The organism is Pseudomonas fluorescens (assembly GCF_002022275.1).
GTDB lineage: Bacteria > Pseudomonadota > Gammaproteobacteria > Pseudomonadales > Pseudomonadaceae > Aquipseudomonas > Aquipseudomonas fluorescens_AJ.
This window is the reverse complement of sequence record NZ_MSDF01000014.1, coordinates 196,220-216,806: the sequence shown is the minus strand read 5'-3', so window position 1 is coordinate 216,806 and position 20,587 is coordinate 196,220. Positions and strand designations below refer to the sequence as shown.

22 protein-coding genes and 1 riboswitch are annotated in these 20,587 nt (G+C 61.5%); of the genes, 13 read left to right on the top strand and 9 right to left on the bottom strand.

Features of this window, described 5'->3' with window-relative positions:
* The first annotated feature begins 249 nt into the window (after positions 1–249).
* The 9 genes from mdcA (at position 250) to madM (ending at position 7,379) form a co-directional block, all read left to right on the top strand.
* A complete protein-coding gene (mdcA, locus tag BFW87_RS09165; RefSeq protein WP_078739550.1) occupies positions 250–1,920 on the top strand; it encodes a malonate decarboxylase subunit alpha in 1,671 nt (556 codons plus the stop codon).
* Positions 1,921–2,754, top strand: coding sequence for a triphosphoribosyl-dephospho-CoA synthase (locus tag BFW87_RS09160; protein ID WP_078739549.1), 834 nt, complete (start codon positions 1,921–1,923; stop codon positions 2,752–2,754). It abuts the gene before it with no gap.
* Positions 2,754–3,053, top strand: coding sequence for a malonate decarboxylase subunit delta (locus BFW87_RS09155; RefSeq protein ID WP_078739548.1), 300 nt, complete (start codon positions 2,754–2,756; stop codon positions 3,051–3,053). The genes BFW87_RS09160 and BFW87_RS09155 overlap by 1 nt, the downstream gene beginning before the upstream one ends.
* The gene (locus BFW87_RS09150) at positions 3,046–3,888 is read left to right on the top strand and encodes a biotin-independent malonate decarboxylase subunit beta (RefSeq protein WP_078739547.1); all 843 of its coding nucleotides are present in this window, start codon (positions 3,046–3,048) and stop codon (positions 3,886–3,888) included. The genes BFW87_RS09155 and BFW87_RS09150 overlap by 8 nt, the downstream gene beginning before the upstream one ends.
* Positions 3,885–4,655: a biotin-independent malonate decarboxylase subunit gamma gene (gene mdcE, locus BFW87_RS09145; protein ID WP_078739546.1), complete on the top strand. Its 771-nt coding sequence runs from the start codon at positions 3,885–3,887 to the stop codon at positions 4,653–4,655. The genes BFW87_RS09150 and mdcE overlap by 4 nt, the downstream gene beginning before the upstream one ends.
* On the top strand, positions 4,649–5,245 hold the full coding sequence (locus BFW87_RS09140) for a malonate decarboxylase holo-ACP synthase (RefSeq protein ID WP_078739545.1): 597 nt from the start codon (positions 4,649–4,651) through the stop codon (positions 5,243–5,245). The genes mdcE and BFW87_RS09140 overlap by 7 nt, the downstream gene beginning before the upstream one ends.
* Positions 5,242–6,141, top strand: a complete 900-nt coding sequence (gene mdcH / locus BFW87_RS09135) for a malonate decarboxylase subunit epsilon (RefSeq protein WP_078739544.1) — start codon at positions 5,242–5,244, stop codon at positions 6,139–6,141. Before BFW87_RS09140 ends, mdcH begins: the two co-directional genes overlap by 4 nt.
* 67 nt (positions 6,142–6,208) lie before the next feature.
* Entirely contained in the window at positions 6,209–6,613 is a 405-nt protein-coding gene (madL, locus tag BFW87_RS09130) for a malonate transporter subunit MadL (RefSeq protein ID WP_078739543.1), read from the top strand.
* Position 6,614: 1 nt separating this feature from the next.
* The gene (madM, locus tag BFW87_RS09125; protein ID WP_078739542.1) at positions 6,615–7,379 is read left to right on the top strand and encodes a malonate transporter subunit MadM; all 765 of its coding nucleotides are present in this window, start codon (positions 6,615–6,617) and stop codon (positions 7,377–7,379) included.
* 119 nt (positions 7,380–7,498) lie between these two features.
* Here the strand turns inward: madM and BFW87_RS09120 are convergent, their stop codons facing one another.
* Genes BFW87_RS09120 through BFW87_RS09110 form a run of 3 tightly spaced genes read right to left on the bottom strand, consistent with a single transcriptional unit; the run spans position 7,499 to position 9,559 of the window.
* Complete coding sequence (locus BFW87_RS09120) at positions 7,499–8,413, bottom strand: LysR family transcriptional regulator (RefSeq protein ID WP_078739541.1); 915 nt, start codon at positions 8,411–8,413, stop codon at positions 7,499–7,501.
* A 37-nt stretch (positions 8,414–8,450) separates the two neighbouring features.
* Positions 8,451–8,993, bottom strand: a complete 543-nt coding sequence (locus BFW87_RS09115) for a chromate transporter (protein WP_078739540.1) — start codon at positions 8,991–8,993, stop codon at positions 8,451–8,453.
* The gene (locus BFW87_RS09110) at positions 8,993–9,559 is read right to left on the bottom strand and encodes a chromate transporter (protein WP_078739539.1); all 567 of its coding nucleotides are present in this window, start codon (positions 9,557–9,559) and stop codon (positions 8,993–8,995) included. Before BFW87_RS09110 ends, BFW87_RS09115 begins: the two co-directional genes overlap by 1 nt.
* A 151-nt stretch (positions 9,560–9,710) precedes the next feature.
* On the opposite strand from BFW87_RS09110, the gene trhA reads away from it, so the two are divergent.
* Positions 9,711–10,328 (top strand): PAQR family membrane homeostasis protein TrhA, encoded by a 618-nt coding sequence (gene trhA, locus BFW87_RS09105; protein ID WP_078739538.1) that lies wholly within the window; start codon positions 9,711–9,713, stop codon positions 10,326–10,328.
* 117 nt (positions 10,329–10,445) lie between these two features.
* Here trhA and BFW87_RS09100 read toward each other — a convergent pair whose 3' ends face one another.
* A complete protein-coding gene (locus tag BFW87_RS09100; protein ID WP_078739537.1) occupies positions 10,446–11,165 on the bottom strand; it encodes a 16S rRNA (uracil(1498)-N(3))-methyltransferase in 720 nt (239 codons plus the stop codon).
* 86 nt (positions 11,166–11,251) lie between these two features.
* Positions 11,252–12,658, bottom strand: coding sequence for an adenosylmethionine--8-amino-7-oxononanoate transaminase (locus tag BFW87_RS09095; protein WP_078739536.1), 1,407 nt, complete (start codon positions 12,656–12,658; stop codon positions 11,252–11,254).
* Positions 12,659–12,932: 274 nt separating this feature from the next.
* Here BFW87_RS09095 and BFW87_RS09090 point away from each other — a divergent pair, with 274 nt between their 5' ends.
* Together BFW87_RS09090 and BFW87_RS09085 are read left to right on the top strand one after the other, a co-directional pair.
* Positions 12,933–13,484 (top strand): cytochrome b, encoded by a 552-nt coding sequence (locus BFW87_RS09090; protein ID WP_078739535.1) that lies wholly within the window; start codon positions 12,933–12,935, stop codon positions 13,482–13,484.
* A 32-nt stretch (positions 13,485–13,516) separates the two neighbouring features.
* Entirely contained in the window at positions 13,517–14,095 is a 579-nt protein-coding gene (locus BFW87_RS09085; RefSeq protein WP_078739534.1) for a YceI family protein, read from the top strand.
* A gap of 235 nt (positions 14,096–14,330) precedes the next feature.
* Here the strand turns inward: BFW87_RS09085 and BFW87_RS09080 are convergent, their stop codons facing one another.
* The 4 genes from BFW87_RS09080 to ahcY all read right to left on the bottom strand — a co-directional run bounded on the left by BFW87_RS09080 (position 14,331) and on the right by ahcY (position 19,787).
* Positions 14,331–16,235, bottom strand: coding sequence for a DEAD/DEAH box helicase (locus BFW87_RS09080; protein WP_078739533.1), 1,905 nt, complete (start codon positions 16,233–16,235; stop codon positions 14,331–14,333).
* Between the two features lie 221 nt (positions 16,236–16,456).
* A complete protein-coding gene (locus BFW87_RS09075; protein ID WP_078739532.1) occupies positions 16,457–17,248 on the bottom strand; it encodes a substrate-binding periplasmic protein in 792 nt (263 codons plus the stop codon).
* 117 nt (positions 17,249–17,365) lie between these two features.
* Positions 17,366–18,211: a methylenetetrahydrofolate reductase [NAD(P)H] gene (gene metF / locus BFW87_RS09070; protein WP_078739531.1), complete on the bottom strand. Its 846-nt coding sequence runs from the start codon at positions 18,209–18,211 to the stop codon at positions 17,366–17,368.
* Between the two features lie 166 nt (positions 18,212–18,377).
* Positions 18,378–19,787 carry an adenosylhomocysteinase gene (gene ahcY, locus BFW87_RS09065; protein ID WP_078739530.1) on the bottom strand — a complete coding sequence of 470 codons (1,410 nt, stop codon included), beginning with the start codon at positions 19,785–19,787 and terminating at the stop codon, positions 18,378–18,380.
* Positions 19,788–19,808: 21 nt separating this feature from the next.
* A riboswitch (S-adenosyl-L-homocysteine riboswitch) is annotated at positions 19,809–19,915 on the bottom strand.
* A 198-nt stretch (positions 19,916–20,113) separates the two neighbouring features.
* Here ahcY and BFW87_RS09060 point away from each other — a divergent pair.
* Positions 20,114–20,506: an acyl-CoA thioesterase gene (locus BFW87_RS09060; RefSeq protein WP_016977737.1), complete on the top strand. Its 393-nt coding sequence runs from the start codon at positions 20,114–20,116 to the stop codon at positions 20,504–20,506.
* Positions 20,507–20,587: the final 81 nt, after the last annotated feature.

The window sequence follows — 20,587 nt, the reverse complement described above, 5'->3', positions numbered from 1 at the left end:
AACTACACCGAACAAATGTGGGAACGGGCTTGCTCGCGAATGCAGTGTGTCAGTCGGTACATCTGCAACTGAACCACCGCTTTTGCGAGCAAGCCCGCTCCCACATTTTTGATCTTCATTTGGATCAAGGTCTGTGTTTGCTGAAGGTCCGTTACTGCAACCGTAACGATCCGCCGCCGCGCTTGATTGATGCCCCCCTGATTCACTTCTAAGGTAAGCCCACGACACCAACCCCCCCGTGGAGCCACCATGACAACACCCATCACCCCTGACTCGCGCTGGACGCGGCGGCGCGACGAGAAGCAGCGGCGGCTCGGACTGGTCAAGCATTTCGCTGACGGGGCGGTGTTGCCCAGCGATAAAATCGTTGAAGCGCTTGAGGCCCTGATCCTCCCCGGCGATCGTGTGGTGCTGGAAGGCAACAACCAGAAACAGGCCGATTTCCTTTCGCGCTCCCTGGCCAAGGCCGACCCCGCCAGACTCCACGATTTGCACATGATCATGCCGAGTGTCGGCCGTTCCGAGCACCTGGACCTGTTTGAAAAGGGCATCGCGCGCAAGCTGGACTTTTCCTTTGCCGGCACCCAATCCCTGCGCATCAGCCAGTTGCTGGAAGACGGCCTGCTGGAAATCGGCGCGATTCACACCTACATCGAACTCTACGCGCGGCTGGTGGTGGACCTGATCCCCAACGTCGTGCTGTCCGCCGGTTTCATGGCCGATCGCGCGGGCAATATCTACACCGGCGCCAGCACCGAAGACACGCCGGCGCTGATCGAGCCCGCGGCCTTCAGCGATGGCATCGTCATCGTGCAGGTCAACCAGTTGGTGGACGATGTCACCGACTTGCCCCGCGTCGACATCCCGGCGAGCTGGGTGGATTTTGTGGTGGTGGCCGACAAGCCGTTCTACATCGAGCCGCTGTTCACTCGTGACCCGCGCCACATCAAGCCGGTGCATGTGCTGATGGCGATGATGGCGATCCGTGGCATCTACGAAAAACACAATGTGCAGTCGCTCAACCACGGCATCGGTTTCAACACCGCCGCCATTGAGCTGATCCTGCCGACCTACGGCGAATCCCTGGGCCTCAAGGGCAAGATCTGCCGCAACTGGACCCTCAACCCGCACCCGACCCTGATCCCCGCGATTGAAAGCGGCTGGGTCGAAAGCGTGCATTGCTTCGGCACCGAACTGGGCATGGAAAACTACATCGCCGCGCGGCCGGACGTGTTCTTCACCGGCCGCGATGGCACGATGCGCTCCAACCGGATGTTCTGCCAGCTCGCTGGCCAATACGCGGTGGACCTGTTTATCGGCGCCACCCTGCAAGTTGACGGCGACGGCCATTCTTCCACTGTGACCCGTGGCCGCCTCGCCGGTTTTGGCGGCGCGCCGAACATGGGCCATGACCCGCGCGGGCGTCGCCATGGCACCCCGGCGTGGCTGGATATGCGCCACGACGATGCGCCCGAAGCCTTGCTTGAACGCGGTAAAAAACTCGTGGTGCAGATGGTCGAAACCTTCCAGGAAGGCGGCAAGCCGACCTTCGTCGAGACCCTCGACGCCGTTGAAGTCGCGCGCAAAAGCGGCATGCCGTTGGCGCCGATCATGATCTACGGTGACGACGTGACTCACTTGCTCACCGAAGAAGGCATCGCCTACCTCTACAAGGCGCGTTCGCTGGAAGAGCGCCAGGCGATGATCGCTGCCGTGGCCGGGGTGACCGCCATCGGCATGCGCCACAACCCCAAAGACACCGCGCGCATGCGCCGTGAAGGCTTGATCGCCTTGCCCGAAGACCTCGGCATTCGCCGCACCGACGCCACCCGCGAATTGCTGGCTGCCAAAAGCGTGGCCGATCTGGTGGACTGGTCCGGTGGCCTGTACAACCCGCCCGCCAAGTTCAGGAGTTGGTAAATGCGCGCCCTCAAACTGCATGAACTCAGCCTCGCTGATCGCCTGGCGGACCTGGCCGTCGATGCGTTGATCGATGAGGCAGACCTGTCGCCCAAACCGGCCCTGGTGGACCGTCGCGGCAACGGCGCCCACAGCGATTTGCACCTGGGCCTGATGCACGCCTCGGCGCTGTCGTTATGGCCGATGTTCAAGGAAATGGCCGAGGCGGCGATTGAGTTTGGTGAAGTCGGATTGCCCCTGCGAGAAGCCCTCGGGCGAATCGGCCGCGAAGGTGAGCAAGCGATGCTCATCACCACCAATGGCGTGAATACCCATCGCGGTGCGATCTGGGCGCTCGGTTTGCTCACGGCAGCCGCAGCGCTGGAGCCTCGCGCTGTCACGCTGACGGCAGCAAAACTGGCGCTGCTTAACGACCGCTACGCGCCACAACCCATGAGCCACGGCGCGCAAGTGGCCCAACGCTACGGCGCACGCGGCGCCCGTGAAGAAGCCCAACTTGGCTTCCCTTCGGTTGTGCAACGCGGCCTGCCGCAACTGCGCAAAAGCCGCCAACAAAACAGCGGCGAACAGAACGCCCGGTTGGACGCACTGCTCGCCATCATGACCGACCTCGCCGACACCTGCGTGCTCTACCGCGCAGGCCCCGAAGGCATCAGCGCGATGCAACAAGGCGCCCAAGCTGTCCTCGACGCGGGCGGCAGCGCAACCCTCGCCGGGCGCCGCCAATTACACGAACTAGACCAACACTTACTGGCCCTGAATGCCTCCCCCGGCGGCGCCGCCGACCTGTTGGCCGCCTGCCTGTTTATCGACCGCCTCGACGGAGCGTTTTGATGGAAACCTTATCCTTTGAATTCCCCGCCGGGCAGCCGCCGAAAGGCCGTGCGCTGGTGGGTTGCGTCGGCTCCGGCGACCTCGAGGTGCTGCTGGAACCGGGCACGCCCGGCACGCTGACCATTCAGGTGCAAACCTCGGTCAATGGCGCCGAGCAACGTTGGCAGCATCTGTTCGATCGCATCTTTCTGGAGCAGACGCCACCGGCCTTGAAGATCGATATCCACGATTTTGGCGCCACCCCTGGTGTGGTGCGTCTGCGTCTGGAGCAGGGCTTCGAGGAGATTGGCCATGACTGACTTGCTCAACAAACACAGCTTCGTTGAACTCGGCGCGCGGCAGCGGGCCAAGGCGCTGCTGGACGCGGGCTCTTTTCGCGAACTGATCGACCCGTTCCAACGCGTCATGTCGCCGTGGCTCAGCCGCCAGGGCGTGGTGCCGCAGGCGGATGACGGCGTGGTGATCGCCAAGGGCAGCATCGACGGTTTACCGGTTGTAATCGCTGCCATCGAAGGCAATTTTCAGGGCGGCAGCCTCGGTGAAGTCGGCGGCGCGAAAATCGCTGGCGCGCTGGAGTTGGCGGCTGAAGACAACCGCAAAGGTTTGCCGACTCGCGCAGTGTTGCTGCTGGAAACCGGCGGCGTGCGCTTGCAGGAAGCCAACTTGGGTCTGGCGGCGATTGCCGATATCCATGCCGCGATTGTCGACCTGCGCCAATACCAGCCGGTGATCGGCGTGGTGGCGGGCAGTGTCGGCTGCTTTGGCGGGATGTCCATCGCGGCAGGCCTGTGCAGCTATCTCGTGGTTACCCGTGAAGCGCGTTTGGGCCTCAATGGCCCGCAGGTGATCGAGCAGGAAGCCGGGCTTGAAGAGTACGACTCCCGCGACCGACCTTTTATCTGGAGCCTTACCGGCGGCGAGCAACGTTTCAACAGTGGTTTGGCCGACCGCTATGTGGCCGACGATGTAGCGCAAGTCCAACAGACCGTCACCGCACTGCTGCAACAAGGCGTGCCGACTCAACAACGCAGCCGTCAGGCCGAGTTTTACCTCGCGCGTCTGGCTGAACTCGACGCCACGCCGCAGATCGACCCGGCCACGGTGCGCGCGCTGTATCAAGGAGAACGCTCATGAGAGGGTTGCAGTGGTTCAACGCATTGAGCGCTGGCGCAACGCCTGTTGAGGGTTTGCCGGACTCGTTGAAAGTCGCCGATGGCGTATTGGGTGAACAGGCGGTGCGCTTTATCGCCGTGGTCACTGACCCGCAGAATCGCTTCCCCCGCGCCCGTAATGGCGAAGTCGGCTTGCTCGAAGGCTGGGGCCTCGCCAAAGCGGTGGATGAAGCCATCGCCCGTGGCGACAAACGCCCGATCATCGCCATCGTCGATGTGCCGAGCCAGGCGTATGGTCGTCGCGAAGAAGCCCTCGGCATCCACCAAGCCCTGGCCGCCGCTGCCGACAGCTACGCCCGCGCTCGTCTCGCCGGGCACCCGGTGATCGCGCTGCTGGTGGGCAAGGCCATGTCCGGCGCGTTTCTCGCCCACGGTTACCAGGCCAACCGCCTGATTGCCCTGCGCGACCCCGGCGTGATGGTGCACGCCATGGGCAAGGCCTCGGCCGCGCGGGTGACCTTGCGCAGCGTCGAAGAACTTGAGGCACTCGCTGCCAGCGTGCCGCCGATGGCTTATGACATCGAGAGTTACGCCAGCCTTGGTTTGCTCTGGGAAACCTTGTCGGTCAGCCAGATTGAACAGCCCACGCCGGACGACGTGGCGCGGGTCAGCGATTGCTTGCTGAATGCGATCAAGGATGTTGATGGCCGCGATTTGAGCAGTCGTCTCGGCGCCACTAACCGCGCGGCTTCCAGCCATGTGCGCGAGTTGTTGCGGGAGCAGTGGTGAACGCGCACGACTTGCTCTGGGGCATGACCCCGGCGCATCTGCCTGCCGAGGCTCCGGCCTGGGCGGTGGAGGCGATCAGCGCCGGCCACCCGGTGGTGGTGCGTCGCGCCGTCGCCGAGCCGGGCTTTGTGGCGGTTGGCGTGCGCGGGCGTTTGCGTGAACAGCGTTTTGCCGCCGTGATGCCAGCGGCTGCCGTACAGCGGTGTGTAACGCCGCAAGCGTTACGCAGTGTTATCTCGCCTCGGGACTTACCCGCATTGCGCGCACTCGCAACGCTACGGCCAGTGCTGGCGGACGAAGACTGGGGCGTCACGGGCAGCGCAGGTTTTGAGCTGGCCACAGGCATTGAAGCGCTGCATGAACAGAGCGATCTGGATTTGATCCTGCGCACCCCTGAGCCTTTGACGCGTGGTGATGCAGAAGATCTGCTGGCAATCCTCGACACCGCGCCATGCGCCGTGGACCTGCAACTGCAAACGCCCTTCGGCGCCGTTGCCCTGCGTGATTGGGCTGGTGGATCGCGGCGAGTACTGCTGAAAACCGCCAGCGGCGCGCACCTGGTGCTCGATCCGTGGCAGGCCGTGGCATGAGCAGCCTTCTGGTGTTTCCGGGGCAGGGCGCCCAACGGCCGGGCATGCTCCGGCCGTTGAGCGCCGAGGTGCTGGATGAAGCCAGTGACGCCTTGGGTGAAGACGTTCGCGCGCTTGATTCTGCGCACGCCCTTGAGTCGACGCGTGCCGTGCAGCTTTGCCTGTTAATTGCTGGCGTGGCGAATGCCCGCTTGCTGCAACACACCCCGGATTACGTCGCGGGCCTGTCCATCGGTGCCTACCCGGCAGCGGTGATCGCAGGCGCCCTGGGGTTTGCAGACGCCGTGAAACTGGTCAGCCTGCGCGGCGAGTTGATGCAAAGCGCTTATCCACAAGGCTATGGAATGACGGCGATTATCGGTCCGGAGTTATCCACAGTCGAAAAGCTGCTGGCCGAAATCCACAGCCCCGAAACCCCGGTGTACCTCGCCAATATCAACGCCGACAACCAGACCGTCATTGCGGGGAGCGACGAAGCCATGAAGTGCGTCGCTAACCGCATCAAAGGCAACGGCGTCGCCAAGCGCTTGGCTGTGAGCGTGCCGTCCCACTGCGCGTTACTGGAGCAACCGGCCCAGGCATTGGCGCAAGCCTTCGTCACACTCAAGACGCCGCGCATCACTTACCTGAGCAGCACCCGCGCGCGGCCGATCCACAACCCCGAGCAACTGCGCGATGACCTGGCCTTCAACATGTGCCGCGTCGTCGACTGGCGCGGCACCGTGCAAAGCGCCTACGAGCGCGGGGTGCGCCTGCAAATCGAACTGCCGCCGGGCGCGGTGCTGACCGGCCTGTCACGCCGTGTGTTTGAACAAGGCACCGTAATCGCCTGCGAAGGCGCGCGCCTGGACACCTTGCAGGCCCTGCTGCAAGAGGAGGAGCGCCGCCACCGATAAAGCACCACCCAAGGCTTTCGAAGCACAAAAACAACAATTTCGAACGAGCACTTTGAGGACAACAACCATGATTATTTACGGTGTGGCATTGCTGGCGATCTGCATGTTGGCGGGCGTGATCCTGGGCGACATGCTCGGCGTGTTGCTGGGCGTCAAATCCAATGTGGGCGGGGTGGGGATCGCGATGATCCTGCTGATCTGCGCGCGCTTGTGGATGCAAAAACGCGGTGGCATGACCAAGGATTGTGAAATGGGCGTCGGTTTCTGGGGCGCCATGTACATCCCGGTGGTGGTGGCGATGGCCGCGCAACAAAACGTGGTGACCGCCCTGCACGGCGGCCCGGTCGCGGTGCTGGCGGCCATCGGTTCGGTGGTGGTGTGCGGCTGCACCATTGCCCTGATCAGCCGCACACACAAGGGCGAACCATTACCCGCTGAAGAGCCGCTGATCATCGCTGCGGGAGGTCGCTGATATGTGGCCTCTTATCCAGAAAGGCTTGGAAAATAACGGCCTCGTCACCGCGTTTGCCTTCGTCGGCGTGGTGATGTGGATTTCTGTGGTGCTGTCCAAGCGCCTGACGTTCGGGCGCATTCATGGCTCGGCGATTGCCATCGTCATCGGGCTGGTGCTGGCCTGGGTGGGCGGCACCGTGACCGGCGGGCAAAAAGGCCTGGCGGATATGGCGCTGTTCTCGGGAATCGGTTTGATGGGCGGTGCGATGTTGCGTGACTTTGCCATCGTCGCCACGGCGTTTGAAGTGCAAGCCACCGAGGCGCGCAAGGCCGGGTTGATCGGTGCAATTGCGCTGCTGTTGGGCACGGTGCTGCCGTTTATTGTGGGCGCGAGCCTGGCGTGGGCGTTTGGTTATCGTGATGCGATCAGCATGACCACCATTGGTGCCGGCGCGGTGACCTATATCGTCGGGCCGGTGACCGGTGCGGCGATTGGCGCGACGTCGGATGTGATGGCGTTGTCGATTGCCACGGGGTTGATCAAGGCGATTCTGGTGATGGTCGGCACGCCAGTGGCGGCGCGCTGGATGGGGCTGGATAACCCGCGTTCGGCGATGGTGTTTGGCGGGTTGGCCGGGACGGTCAGCGGCGTGACGGCTGGGCTGGCGGCGACGGATCGGCGGTTGGTGCCGTATGGGGCGTTGACCGCGACGTTTCATACCGGGCTGGGGTGTTTGCTCGGGCCTTCGGTGCTGTATTTCATTGTGCGTGGCTTGGTCGGCTGACGATCGTTCCCACGCTCCGCGTGGGAATGCCTCTTGTGACGCTCTGCGTCACGGGCTCAACAGCGGACGCGGAGCGTCCAGGGCTGCATTCCCACGCGGAGCGTGGGAACGATCAGTGGTCAGGTTTGGCGGTTGGCGTACATCCGGCACTCCGCCAACAGCGCCAGCAAGTTCGGGTCGCGCTCCTTGGCCTTCAAAAAGACCACCCCAATATGCTGCTGCAACCGATACCGCGGCTGCAGCGGTATCAGCTTCACGCGGTTCTCATACACCGCCGCAATCCGCCCCGGCAGCAGCGCATAACCCACGCCCGAGCTGACCATGCTCAGCAGGGTGAAGATGTCATTGACCTGCATCGCCACTTTTGGCTCGAACCCCGCCTGCTTGAACACTCGGTTGCCATCCTGGTGGGTGGCGAAGCCTTGGGTGAGGGTGATAAAGGTGGCGTCACGCATGTCGGCGAGGTCGATTTGCTGTTCGCGGTCGAAGGGTGAGTCTGCCGGCGTGGCGAGGAAGATGTCGTCGGTAAACAGCGCGATCTGCTCGCAATCAGGGTCGTTGGCGCGCTCGTCGAGGGAGATGAGGATCGCGTCCACTTCCATGTTCTTTAGCTTGTAGAGCAGGTCGAAGTTGGAACCCAGGATCAGGTCGATGTTGAGTTCGCTGCGGCGGATCTTCAGGCCCATGATCAGCTGCGGCACGGTCTTGACCGTGAGCGAGTACAGCGAGCCCAGCTTGAAGCGTTCGGCAGAGAAGCCGGCGGCTTCGCGGGTCAGGCGTACGCTGTCGACCACATCCGCCACCAGTTTCTGCGCGCGCTCTTCCAGCACATAGGCGCTTTCCAGCGGCGTGAGGTTGCGGCCTTCGTGCTTGAACAGCGGGCAGCGCAACGCGTTTTCAAGGGAGTGAATCGCGCGGTGCACGCTGACGTTGCTGGTTTGCAACTCGGCGGCGGCGCGGGCCAGGTTGCCGGTGCGCATGAACGCCAGGAAGATTTCGAGTTTCTTGAGGGTAAATTCTTCGTCGATCAGCATGGCCGTGACTCTTGTTCGAATGCCGTCGATTGTGCCCCTAAAACCAGTTCACTCCCAGCCATGTACTGCCCAGGCCCAGCAGCACGCCGACGACGATCAGCCAGATCGCGTTCAGCCGCGTGTAATACACCACGGCGGCGCTGGCCAGGGTCAGCACCAGGCTGGTGGTGTTGTTTTCCAGGCTGTTCATCAGGATGTAAGTGGAGGCGAGGATCAGGCCAATGGAAATCGGCAGCAGGCTGCGTTTAACGCGCTGCACCCACGGCGTTTGGGTGTGTTTTTCCAGCCAGCCTGCGCCGAGGTAAGCCAGCACCGAGCAGGGCACCAATTTGGCCAGCAAGGCCACCAGTGCACCGGGCAGGCCTGCCGTCTGTTGGCCGATAAACACCAGGAACATGCCATTGGGCCCCGGCAGTGCCTGGGACAGGGCGAAGAAGGCGACAAATTGTGCGTCGGTGATCCAGTGCATATCGACGACGGTGTAGCGGTGGATATCACCGATGGCCACGGTGTTGCCGCCAATCGCCATCAACGACCACAGCGCGCATTGGATCATCAGGTGCAGGAGGACGGTTTGCATCAGCCGCCTACCTTTTTCGAGTCGATGAAACTCAGCGCCAGGGAGCTGGGGATGGCGATCAGCAGCACCATCCACAACGGCAGCACCAGCACGGCCATCAATACGAACGTCAGCACAAAGGCGCTGTAATTGGCCACGTTACGCGGCATCGCCTTGAGCAAGCGCAGCGTTGTGCCGAGCATCAGGCCCGTGGCAATTGGCATCACCGCGCCGAAAATCTGCTGCACCACAACATGGCTCCACCACTTGGCGTAGGCGAACCCGGCCAGCACGGTGATGATCGAGGGGAACAGGTACAGCCCGCACACGGTCACAACCGCACCCGGCAAGCCATGCAGGCGCCGGCCGAAGATGATGCCGACGTTACCTATGTTCGGGCCGGGGAAAAACTGGCCGGTGGTCAGCAGTTCATTGAAGCCTTGCTCGGTGACCCAGCGCCTGCGGTCAACCATCATCTGCCGCGCCCAGGGCATCACGCCGCCAAAGCCGAACAGGCCGACCATGGCGAAGTTGTAAAACAACTGCCACAGAGTGGGTTGAGGCTGTTCAGGTTCGAGTGCGGGCATGGGGGGTACCGATGAGGTGTTTTTATGTGGGAGCTGGCGAATGATCTACGGACGTGTGTATTTGGGCAAATGAAGAAAGGGTGTTACCTGATAGTGAGTGAGTAGCGTCAGAATGCTCAAGGTGATAACGGTTATTCGAGGTGAGTGACACATGTATCACGGGGAACGATTCAACGCCTGGAGCCATTTGCTCGGGGCGGTTGCGGCCTGTATCGGCGCTGTGTGGATGTTGGTGGTGGCGAGCCTGGACGGCAGCCCCTGGAAGATCGTCAGCGTCGCTATTTATGGTTTTACGTTGATGGTGCTGTACAGCGCGTCAACCGTGTACCACAGCGTGCGCGGGCGGCGAAAAGAGATCATGCAGAAGGTTGATCACTTTTCGATCTACCTGTTGATTGCCGGCAGCTACACGCCGTTTTGCCTGGTGACGCTGCGCGGGCCTTGGGGCTGGTCGCTGTTCGGCGTCGTGTGGGGGCTGGCGGTCATCGGCATTCTGCAGGAGATCAAGCCGCGTTCCGAAGCTCGGATTTTGTCGATTGTGATCTACGCGGTGATGGGCTGGATCGTGCTGGTGGCGGTCAAGCCGCTGCTCGCCGCGCTGGGCACGGCGGGGTTTGTGTGGCTGGCGTCGGGCGGGGTGTTGTACACCGTGGGCATTATCTTTTTCGCCCTGGAGGACCGCCTGCGGCATTCCCATGGGATCTGGCACTTGTTTGTGATCGGCGGCAGCTTGCTGCATTTTGTGGCGATCATGCATTACGTGCTCTGACCTGTGGGAGCTGGCTTGCCTGCGATGCAGGCGACTCGGTCTATCCGTTACACCGAGGTGATGCTATCGCAGGCAAGCCAGCTCCCACATTTTTGATCCGGTTTGCAAAGGTCGGGTTTAGAAATCGCCCCAGAGCTGTTGGGCGACGGCCAGCGCCACTACGGGCGCCGTCTCGGTGCGCAGCACGCGCGGGCCGAGGCGGGCGGCGTGGTAGCCAGCCGTTTGGGCAGTTTGGACCTCACCGTCAGTCAGCCCGCCTTCAGGCCCGATCAGGAAGGCCAGGCTCGACGGCTTGGTGTGGCTGATCATCGGTTCGGCAACCGGGTGCAGCACCAGCTTCAACTGCGCTTCGGTTTGCTTGAGCCAGTCGGCCAGCAGCAGCGGCGGGTGAATCACCGGCACCGTGGAGCGGCCGCATTGCTCGCACGCGCTGATCGCCACCTGGCGCCAGTGCAGCAGGCGTTTGTCGGCGCGTTCGTCCTTGAGGCGCACTTCGCAGCGGTCGGTGAAAATCGGCGTGATCGCGTTGACCCCCAGTTCGGTGGCTTTCTGAATCGCCCAATCCATGCGCTCGCCCCGGGACAGGCCCTGGCCGAGGTGGATGTGCAGCGGTGATTCGGCCTGCCCGGCAAAGCTTTCTGTGAGTTGCACGGTGACGCGCTTCTTGCCGACTTCCAGCAGGCTGCCCAGAAATTCCTGGCCGGAACCGTCGAACAGTTGCACGGCGTCGCCTTCGGTCATGCGCAACACACGGCTGATGTAATGCGCCTGGGCTTCGGGCAGTTCATGGTCGCCAATGCTCAGCGGGGTGTCGGTGAAAAAGCGGGACAGTCTCATTTCTGTTCTCTGGAAATTGGTGTGCACAGTGGCCGCGGAGCGTCTTGGGCTGCATTCCCACGCAGAGCGTGGGAACGATCATGTGTTTAGCCTGGATCGCGGAAATCCGGGTGGAAGTTTTCCGGTACTGCCACGCTGACCTTGCTGTTGGTGGCGATATCGATCCCTTCACTGGCCACTTCAGCCAGGAAGTCGATCTGTTCCGGCGTAATCACATACGGCGGCAGGAAATACACCACGCTGCCCAACGGCCGCAACAGCGCGCCGCGTTCGAGGGCGTGTTCGAACACCTTCAAACCACGGCGTTCCTGCCACGGGTAGGCGGTTTTTGTGGCCTTGTCCTGCACCATCTCGATTGCCAATACCATGCCGGTCTGGCGCACTTCCGACACGTGCGGGTGGTCGACCAGGTGCGCGGTGGCGGTCGCCATGCGCTGCGCCAGGGCCTTGTTGTTTTCGATGACGTTGTCTTCTTCGAAAATATCCAGGGTCGCCAGGGCGGCCGCGCACGCCAGCGGGTTGCCGGTGTAGCTGTGGGAATGCAGGAAGGCGCGCAGGGTCGGGTAGTCGTCGTAGAAGGCGTCGTACACGTCATCGGTGGTGACCACGGCGGCCAGCGGCAGGTAGCCGCCGGTCAGCGCCTTGGACAGGCACAGGAAGTCCGGGCGGATGCCGGCTTGTTCGCACGCAAACATGCTGCCGGTGCGGCCAAAACCTACGGCAATTTCGTCGTGGATCAGGTGCACGCCATAACGGTCGCAGGCTTCGCGCAGCAGTTTGAGGTACACCGGGTGGTACATGCGCATGCCGCCGGCGCCCTGGATCAACGGCTCGACGATCACGGCGGCGACGGTGGAATGGTTGTCGGCCAGGGTCTGTTCCATGGCCAGGAACATGTTGCGCGAGTGTTCTTCCCAGCTCATGCCGTCGGGGCGCAGGTAGCAGTCCGGGCTCGGTACTTTAATGGTGTCGAGCAGCAGCGCTTTGTAAGTCTCGGTAAACAGCGGCACATCGCCCACCGACATCGCGGCGATGGTTTCGCCGTGGTAGCTGTTGGTCAGGGTGACGAAACGTTTTTTATTCGGAAGACCACGGTTGAGCCAGTAGTGAAAGCTCATTTTCAGCGCAACTTCGATGCACGATGAGCCGTTATCGGCGTAGAAGCAGCGGGTCAGGCCCTCCGGCGTCATCTTGACCAGACGCTCGGACAGCTCGATCACCGGCTGGTGGCTGAAACCGGCAAGAATCACGTGCTCCAACTGGTCGACCTGATCCTTGATGCGCTGATTGATGCGCGGATTGGCGTGGCCGAACACGTTGACCCACCAGGAACTGACAGCGTCGAGGTAGCGCTTGCCTTCGAAGTCTTCCAGCCACACGCCTTCACCGCGTTTGATCGGGATCAGCGGCAGTTGCTGGTGGTCTTTCATCTGGGTGCAGGGATGCCACAGCACCGCGAGGTCGCGTTGCATCCACTCGTTGTTCAGGCCCATCGTGTTATCTCCTCGAAGCGGTCCTGCAGCTGGCGCAGGCGTAACAATCGCGCAAGCCTATGCAATGGATGGCTGCGTCACAACCCATTAAGCGTGAATTGGCAGTAAACGCAGGACGATCTGTCACGTTTCTTGGGAATAGTCCTTAATCGATTGTTAACGTACTGTGCATACTCTCAAGATCGTATTTCTCGATATTTCAAAGCAAAATTTTCAGCTTTAACTCGATAGATAATTCGCTAGTCTTGGGCACAGCTCTTACGGGATTTGGGACATGCAGCTACGTAATTCAAAGGCCCGCTATGGTTGGGTCAGCATGGTGTTGCACTGGGGCGTTGCCCTGGTGGTGTTTGGTTTGTTCGCGCTGGGCCTGTGGATGGTCGGTCTCGACTACTACGACGCCTGGCGCAAAGACGCGCCGGACTTGCACAGAAGCATCGGCATTACGCTGTTCGCCCTGATGCTGGTGCGCATTGTCTGGCGCCTGGTCAGCCCGCCGCCGCCACCGCTGGCCAGCTACAGTCGTCTGACCCGTATCGGCGCTGCATTTGGCCACGCGTTCCTTTATCTGGCGCTGTTTGCCGTGATGATTGCCGGGTACCTGATTTCCACCGCAGACGGTGTCGGTATTTCGGTGTTTGGCCTGTTTGAGATTCCTGCCGTGATTTCCGGGCTACCGGATCAGGCAGACAACGCCGGCCTGGTGCATTTGTACCTCGCCTGGGTGTTGGTAGTTTTCGCCGGTTTGCACGGCGTGGCTGCGTTGAAACACCACTTTATCGATCGTGACGCGACCCTGACGCGAATGCTGGGGCGCAAAGCCTGATGTTCAACCTCGACTCACAAGGAATAGAAAGCATGTTGAAAAAGACTCTCGCCGCTCTGGCCATCGGTTCCGCCCTGCTGTCCGCAGGCACCGCGATGGCCGCTGACTACAAGATCGACAAGGAAGGCCAGCACGCCTTCATCGACTGGAAAATCAGCCACCTGGGCTACAGCTACGTCCACGGCACCTTCAAGGACTGGGACGGTACTTTCAGCTGGGATTCGGCCAAGCCTGAAGACAGCAAAATCGCCGTCGACGTGAAAACCGCCAGCCTGTGGTCCAACCACGCAGAGCGCGACAAGCACATCGCCAGTAAAGATTTCCTGGACGTTGGCAAGTTTGCCGATGCCAAGTTCGTGTCCACTTCGGTTAAATCCACCGGCGCAAAAACCGCTGACGTGACCGGCGACCTGACCTTCCACGGCGTGACCAAGCCTGTGACCTTCAAGGCCACGTTCAACGGCGAAGGTAAAGATCCATGGGGCGGCGAACGTGCTGGCTTCAACGCCACCACCACGCTGCAACTGAACGACTTCGGCATCAAAGGCCCAGGCCCGACTTCCCAGACTGTCGACCTGGACATCTCGCTGGAAGGTGTCAAAGCGAAGTAATTTTCGCCGAGCACAAAAAAACCGGATCGAGAGATCCGGTTTTTTTGTGCCTGGAACGCGGTCAAATGTGGGAGCTGGCTTGCCTGCGATAGCGGTGTGTCAGTTGAAGCATATTTCACTGATGCACCGCTATCGCAGGCAAGCCAGCTCCCACAGAAAAGCCCATTTGATTTTGCTCAATCGAAAAAAAAGCCCCGCATCTTTCGATGCGGGGCTTTTTTATACCGCGTTGAAACTAGCGGTTGCGGGTCAGCAACGCCGGTTTCTCACCACGAGGACGGCCTGGCAGTTGGTCCAACTGCTCGGGTGTCGGGAAGCGATCCGCTTTCGACTCCTTGTGGATGATCTTCGGCGCCGGGCCACCGCGCGGGTTCTGCACGGCGGGCTCGGACGAACGAGGCTGGTCGTCACGGGCCGGACGACGGTTGTTGCTGTTGCGCGAGTCTTCACGACGTGCCTGACCGTCACGCGGTGCGCCGTTACGCGGGCCGCTGCGCTTGGCAGGCGGCGTACCGGTGGTGCCGCCGCTGCTGTTGCGCGGGCCGTTCTGACGGCCGCCCTGTGGCTGGCCGCCACGTGGGGCGCCGCTGCCAGTACCGGCACCTGCGCCTTGTGCCGGAGCACCCGGACGACGACCACGGCCCTGGGCCGGTTTGGCCTGTGGCACGTAGTCAACGCGGTTACCGAAGTTATCCACGTCGTCGTCAAGGAACTCGTCCGGCGCGCGGTCGGCGGCGGCACGTGGTGGCTGGCTCGGCTGGCGCTGTTCGCGGGCCGGGGTGCCTTCACGGGGCTTCTGCTCGCGGGCCGGGCGTTCGCCACGGCCGCTGTTGGCAGGCGCTTTTTCTTTGCCGCCCTTGTCTTTGCCCTTGTCGCGACGACCACCGCCACCACCGCCGCCATTCGGGCCATCGCCCTTCGGACCGCGTGGGTTGCGTGGGTTACGCACGTCCGGACGCTCGCGCGCTTCAGGCTTTTCAGCCTCCACGGAACTGGCATCGAAGCCCATCAGGTCGCCGTCGGCGATTTTCTGCTTGGTCATGCGCTCGATGCTTTTCAGCAGTTTTTCTTCGTCCGGTGCAACCAGGGAGATGGCCTCACCCGAACGACCGGCACGGCCGGTACGGCCGATACGGTGCACATAGTCTTCGTCGACGTTTGGCAGCTCGAAGTTGACTACGTGTGGCAACTGGTCGATATCCAGGCCGCGGGCGGCGATATCGGTAGCAACCAGGATGCGCACGGAGCCGGCCTTGAAGTCGGCCAGGGCTTTGGTGCGCGCGTTCTGGCTCTTGTTGCCGTGGATGGCGACGGCGGTGAGGCCGTGCTTGTCCAGGTACTCGGCCAGACGGTTGGCGCCGTGCTTGGTGCGGGTGAACACCAGCACCTGTTCCCAGGCGCCTGCGGTGATCAGGTGGGCCAGCAGCGAGCGCTTGTGGCTGGCGGCCAGGCGGAAGACGCGTTGTTCGATACGCTCGACCGTGGTGTTCGGCGGCGTGACTTCGATGCGTTCCGGGTTGTGCAGCAGCTTGCCGGCCAGGGCGGTGATGTCTTGAGAGAACGTTGCCGAGAACAGCAGGTTCTGACGTTTGGCCGGCAGGCGGGCGAGGACCTTTTTCACGTCATGGACAAAGCCCATGTCGAGCATGCGGTCGGCTTCGTCCAGCACGAGGATTTCCACGTGGGACAAGTCGACGCTGCCTTGGCCGCACAGGTCGAGCAAACGACCCGGGCAGGCTACCAGCACGTCCACACCACGGGACATGGCCTGAACCTGTGGGTTCATGCCGACGCCGCCGAAGATGCAGGCGCTGACGAACTTCAGGTCGCGGGCATACAGCTTGAAGCTGTCGTGCACCTGGGCGGCGAGTTCGCGGGTAGGGGTCAGGACCAGTACGCGCGGTTGGCGCGGGCCGTGACGCTGGGATTTGTCCGGGTGACCATTGGGAAACAACCGCTCCAGAATCGGGAGGGCGAAGCCGCCGGTTTTACCAGTACCTGTCTGAGCCGCAACCATCAGGTCGCGACCTTGCAACACGGCGGGAATGGCCCGCTGTTGCACCGGAGTAGGCTCGGTATAGCCCGCTGCCTCGATGGCGCGGACTAAAGCCTCGGAGAGACCGAGGGAAGCAAAGGACATGAGTAATCCTGTTTTAGTTAGGGCTTGGCCCAAAGGGATAATCTTGCCGGGCGTGAATGGCGCTTAGGGGAGCGAAATCCCGTCCGGTCCTGCTGCGTCTGGCGGGCACTCCACCGGCTCGCGCGGGCTGAAAGCTGCGCAGTAGCTGGGTTGGGTGCCTTTTTCAAGACCTCAGCGGCCGGGCGTAAGCCTGGCGGAAAGGCCGGAGTATAACAGAGCAATCACGGCGCGCCGCTTTCCTGCTGCTCAACGGTGTGTTCTGACGCGGTAATGGCCTGGATTCCACCATATTTGGCACTCAAGACAGCGTACGCCGGTTCCTGTTTGAAGCGTTTGAGCTCGGCGGCAAAGCGCTGCACCAGCAGGTCCATGCCGGCGCCACGGCGCACGGCGAGAAATTGCTGCTGGCGGCTGACCACCAACGGCGCCTGGCTGATCTTGCCTTCCAGGCCCAGGGCCTTGATGACATGCTGGCCGACTCGGCGATCGGTGATCACCAGGTCGATGCGCCCCAGCGCCAATTTGCCGAAGTTCGCCTCATGGCTGGGCGCCGGCTCGCGGTTGAACAGGCTGGATTCGCTGAACGCTTCGCCGTACAGGTAACCTGGCGACGTGCCGACAGTCAGGCCGCGCAGGTCGTCGAGCGTCTCGACCGGATGCGGGCGTTCGTTGGCGTAGAACAGCGCAAATTCAACGTCTGACAGCGGTTCGCTGGGGTACAGCAACAGGGTGTCGCGGTCGTGGCTGTGGAAAATATCCAGTGCGCCATCGGCATGGCCTTGGTCGAGCATCGCCAGGCAGCGTTTCCAGGGCAGGAATTGCCATTCGACTTCAACACCCAAGCGCTGAAACACAATCACCGTGGTTTCATAATCCAGCCCGCGCATGGTGCCTTTGTCTTCGTACACATAAGGCGCCCAAGGCTCAGTGACAATGCGCAGTTTCTCGCCGAAAGCACTGAGGCTCAGGAGAGTAAAAAGCACGGCGGTCAACAACTTGAGAATGACGGGCATGCCCTGAGATTACGACGGCCTTGCCTTAAAGAGAAGCTCTGGCATGCGCATTGGCGGGCAGGGGCGGAACAAAAAGGCCCTCGTCGAGACGAGGGCCTGGGCACTGGCGGGAAAACCTCAGCGTGGCAGCTTGAGATTGTTCCAGATAGCCAGGCTCGGCTCAGCCTGGTTCAGGGTGTAGAAGTGCAACCCTGGCGCGCCGCCTTGCAGCAGGCGCTCGCACATTTCGCTGATGACCTGCTCGCCGAATGACTGGATGCTTTTGACGTCGTCGCCATAGGCTTCCAGTTGCTTGCGCACCCAGCGTGGGATTTCAGCACCGCAGGCGTCGGAAAAGCGCGCCAGCTTGCTGTAGTTGGTGATCGGCATGATGCCCGGCACGATCGGAATGTTCACGCCCATCGCCCGTACACGCTCGACGAAGTAGAAATAGCTGTCGGCGTTGAAGAAGTACTGGGTGATCGCGCTATTGGCGCCAGCGTTGGCCTTGCGCACGAAGTTCTGCAAATCGTCTTCGAAGTTGCGCGCCTGGGGGTGCATCTCCGGGTAAGCCGCCACTTCGATGTGGAAGTGATCGCCGCTTTCTTCGCGGATGAAGCTCACCAGGTCATTGGCGTAGCGCAGCTCACCGCTGGCCATGCCCATGCCGGACGGCAGGTCGCCACGCAGGGCGACGATGCGCTTGATACCGGCGCCTTTGTATTGGGTCAGCAGGCTGCGCAAGTCGGCCTTGCTGTCACCCACACACGACAAGTGCGGAGCGGCAGGCACTTTGACCTGGCTTTCCAGCTGCAGCACGGTGTTGATCGTGCGGTCACGGGTCGAGCCGCCGGCGCCGTAGGTGCAGGAGAAGAAGTCGGGGTTGTAGCTGGCCAACTGCGTGGCAGTGGCCATCAGTTTTTCATGCCCAGCATCGGTCTTGGTCGGGAAGAACTCGAAGCTGTAGCGACGGTCTTGGGACATGGTAATACCCTTGGGAACTCGAAAGCCTGTGAGGCATGTGGGCGCCTGGCTTTTGTGGGAGCCGGGCTTGCCCGCGATGCAGGCACCTCGGTATTTCAGGTATACCGAGGTGATGCTATCGCAGGCAAGCCAGCTCCCACCTTAAAGCTGGCGCCTACAGGGCTGCTTAGTAGCGGTAAGCGTGCGGCTTGAACGGACCTTCAACGGTCACGCCGATGTAGTCGGCCTGGGTCTTGGTCAGTTGAGTCACCACGCCGCCGAAGCCGCGGACCATTTCCAGGGCCACTTCTTCGTCGAGTTTCTTCGGCAGTACTTCCACGGTCAGGCGCTCGGCTTTCTGAGCGGGCGACAGGTCGGCGTATTTCTGTTCGAACAGGAAGATCTGCGCCAGTACCTGGTTGGCGAACGAGCCATCCATGATGCGGCTTGGGTGGCCAGTGGCGTTACCCAGGTTAACCAAGCGGCCTTCAGCCAGCAGGATCAGGTAGTCGTCGTTCTGTGGGTCGAAATCGCCAGCGCCGGTACGGTGAACCTTGTGTACCTGTGGCTTCACTTCTTCCCATGCCCAGTTCTTGCGCATGAAAGCAGTGTCGATTTCGTTGTCAAAGTGGCCGATGTTGCAGACAACAGCGCGCTTTTTCAGGGCTTTGAGCATGTTTGCGTCGCAAACATTCACGTTGCCGGTGGTGGTCACGATCAGGTCGATCTTGCCCAGCAGGGCTTTGTCGATGCTGGCTTCGGTGCCGTCGTTGATACCGTCGATGAACGGCGAAACCAGTTCAAAGCCGTCCATGCAGGCTTGCATGGCGCAGATCGGGTCAACTTCGGAAACTTTAACGATCATGCCTTCCTGACGCAGGGACTGGGACGAACCCTTGCCCACGTCACCGTAGCCGATCACCAGGGCTTGCTTGCCCGACAGCAGGTGGTCGGTACCGCGCTTGATGGCATCGTTCAGGCTGTGACGGCAGCCGTACTTGTTGTCGTTCTTGCTCTTGGTCACCGAGTCGTTGACGTTGATGGCCGGGATTTTCAGCTCGCCCTTGGCCAGCATGTCCAGCAGGCGGTGCACGCCCGTGGTGGTTTCTTCGGTCACGCCGTGGACGCGGTCCAGAATCTGCGGGTATTTCTTGTGCAGCAGCTCGGTCAGGTCGCCGCCGTCGTCGAGGATCATGTTGGCATCCCATGGCGCGCCATCTTTCAGGATGGTTTGCTCCAGGCACCACTCGTACTCTTCTTCGGTCTCGCCTTTCCAGGCGTAAACCGCGATACCGGCGGCGGCGATAGCAGCAGCGGCCTGGTCTTGAGTCGAGAAAATGTTGCAGGACGACCAACGCACTTCGGCACCCAGGGCAACCAGGGTTTCGATCAGCACGGCAGTCTGGATGGTCATGTGGATGCAGCCGAGGATTTTCGCGCCCTTGAGCGGCTGCTCACCGGCGTATTTGCGGCGCAGACCCATAAGGGCAGGCATTTCGGATTCGGCGATGAAGGTTTCGCGACGGCCCCAGGCAGCGAGGGACATGTCGGCGACTTTGTAGTCGGTAAAACCAGCAGGCGTGTTGACAGCGCTCATGAAGAGCCTCCATTCGTAGTGTGCGAATGGGCGCCGTTGTGCGTTTAGTATCAGGCCGAATACACCAGGCCGGACAACGCCCCATCCGAGCCTGACAGGTTGAACCTGCTGCAGCGCCCCTCGGACAGGTGGCGGGAGAACGGTATCAATGGGAGATGACCGTTTTGAAACGGTGGCGATTATAGCCGTGTACGCGGCACTTCCCAAGCCTTTCTGTCGGCCGGATGAAGATCGCTCATGGGCGTGATAGGCAATGGCTCATAGAGCTTGCGCCCGGGCTCTGCCATGATGTCTCCCATCATTTCGCAAGACGCTTTGGAGTGACCATGAACTTCCACACCCGCAAATGGGTAAAACCCGAAGACCTCAACCCCAATGGCACCCTGTTCGGTGGCAGCCTGCTGCGCTGGATCGACGAAGAAGCGGCCATCTACGCGATTGTCCAGTTGGGCAACCAGCGTGTAGTAACCAAGTACATCTCCGAAATCAACTTCGTCAGCGCCTCGCGCCAGGGCGACATCATCGAGCTGGGCATCACCGCCACCGAGTTCGGCCGCACCTCCATCACCCTGACCTGTGAAGTGCGCAACAAGATCACCCGCAAAAGCATTCTGACCGTGGAAAAAATGGTCTTCGTCAACCTGGGTGAAGACGGCTTGCCCGCGCCCCATGGCCGTACCGAAATCAAATACGTGAAAGACCAGTTTCAGGATGAGTAACGCTGTCGCGGTTTGATTTGCGTAACCAAATCATTCTGCGCGGATCCTTCCCAGGCCCTCTCGTCACTCAGGACTACATCC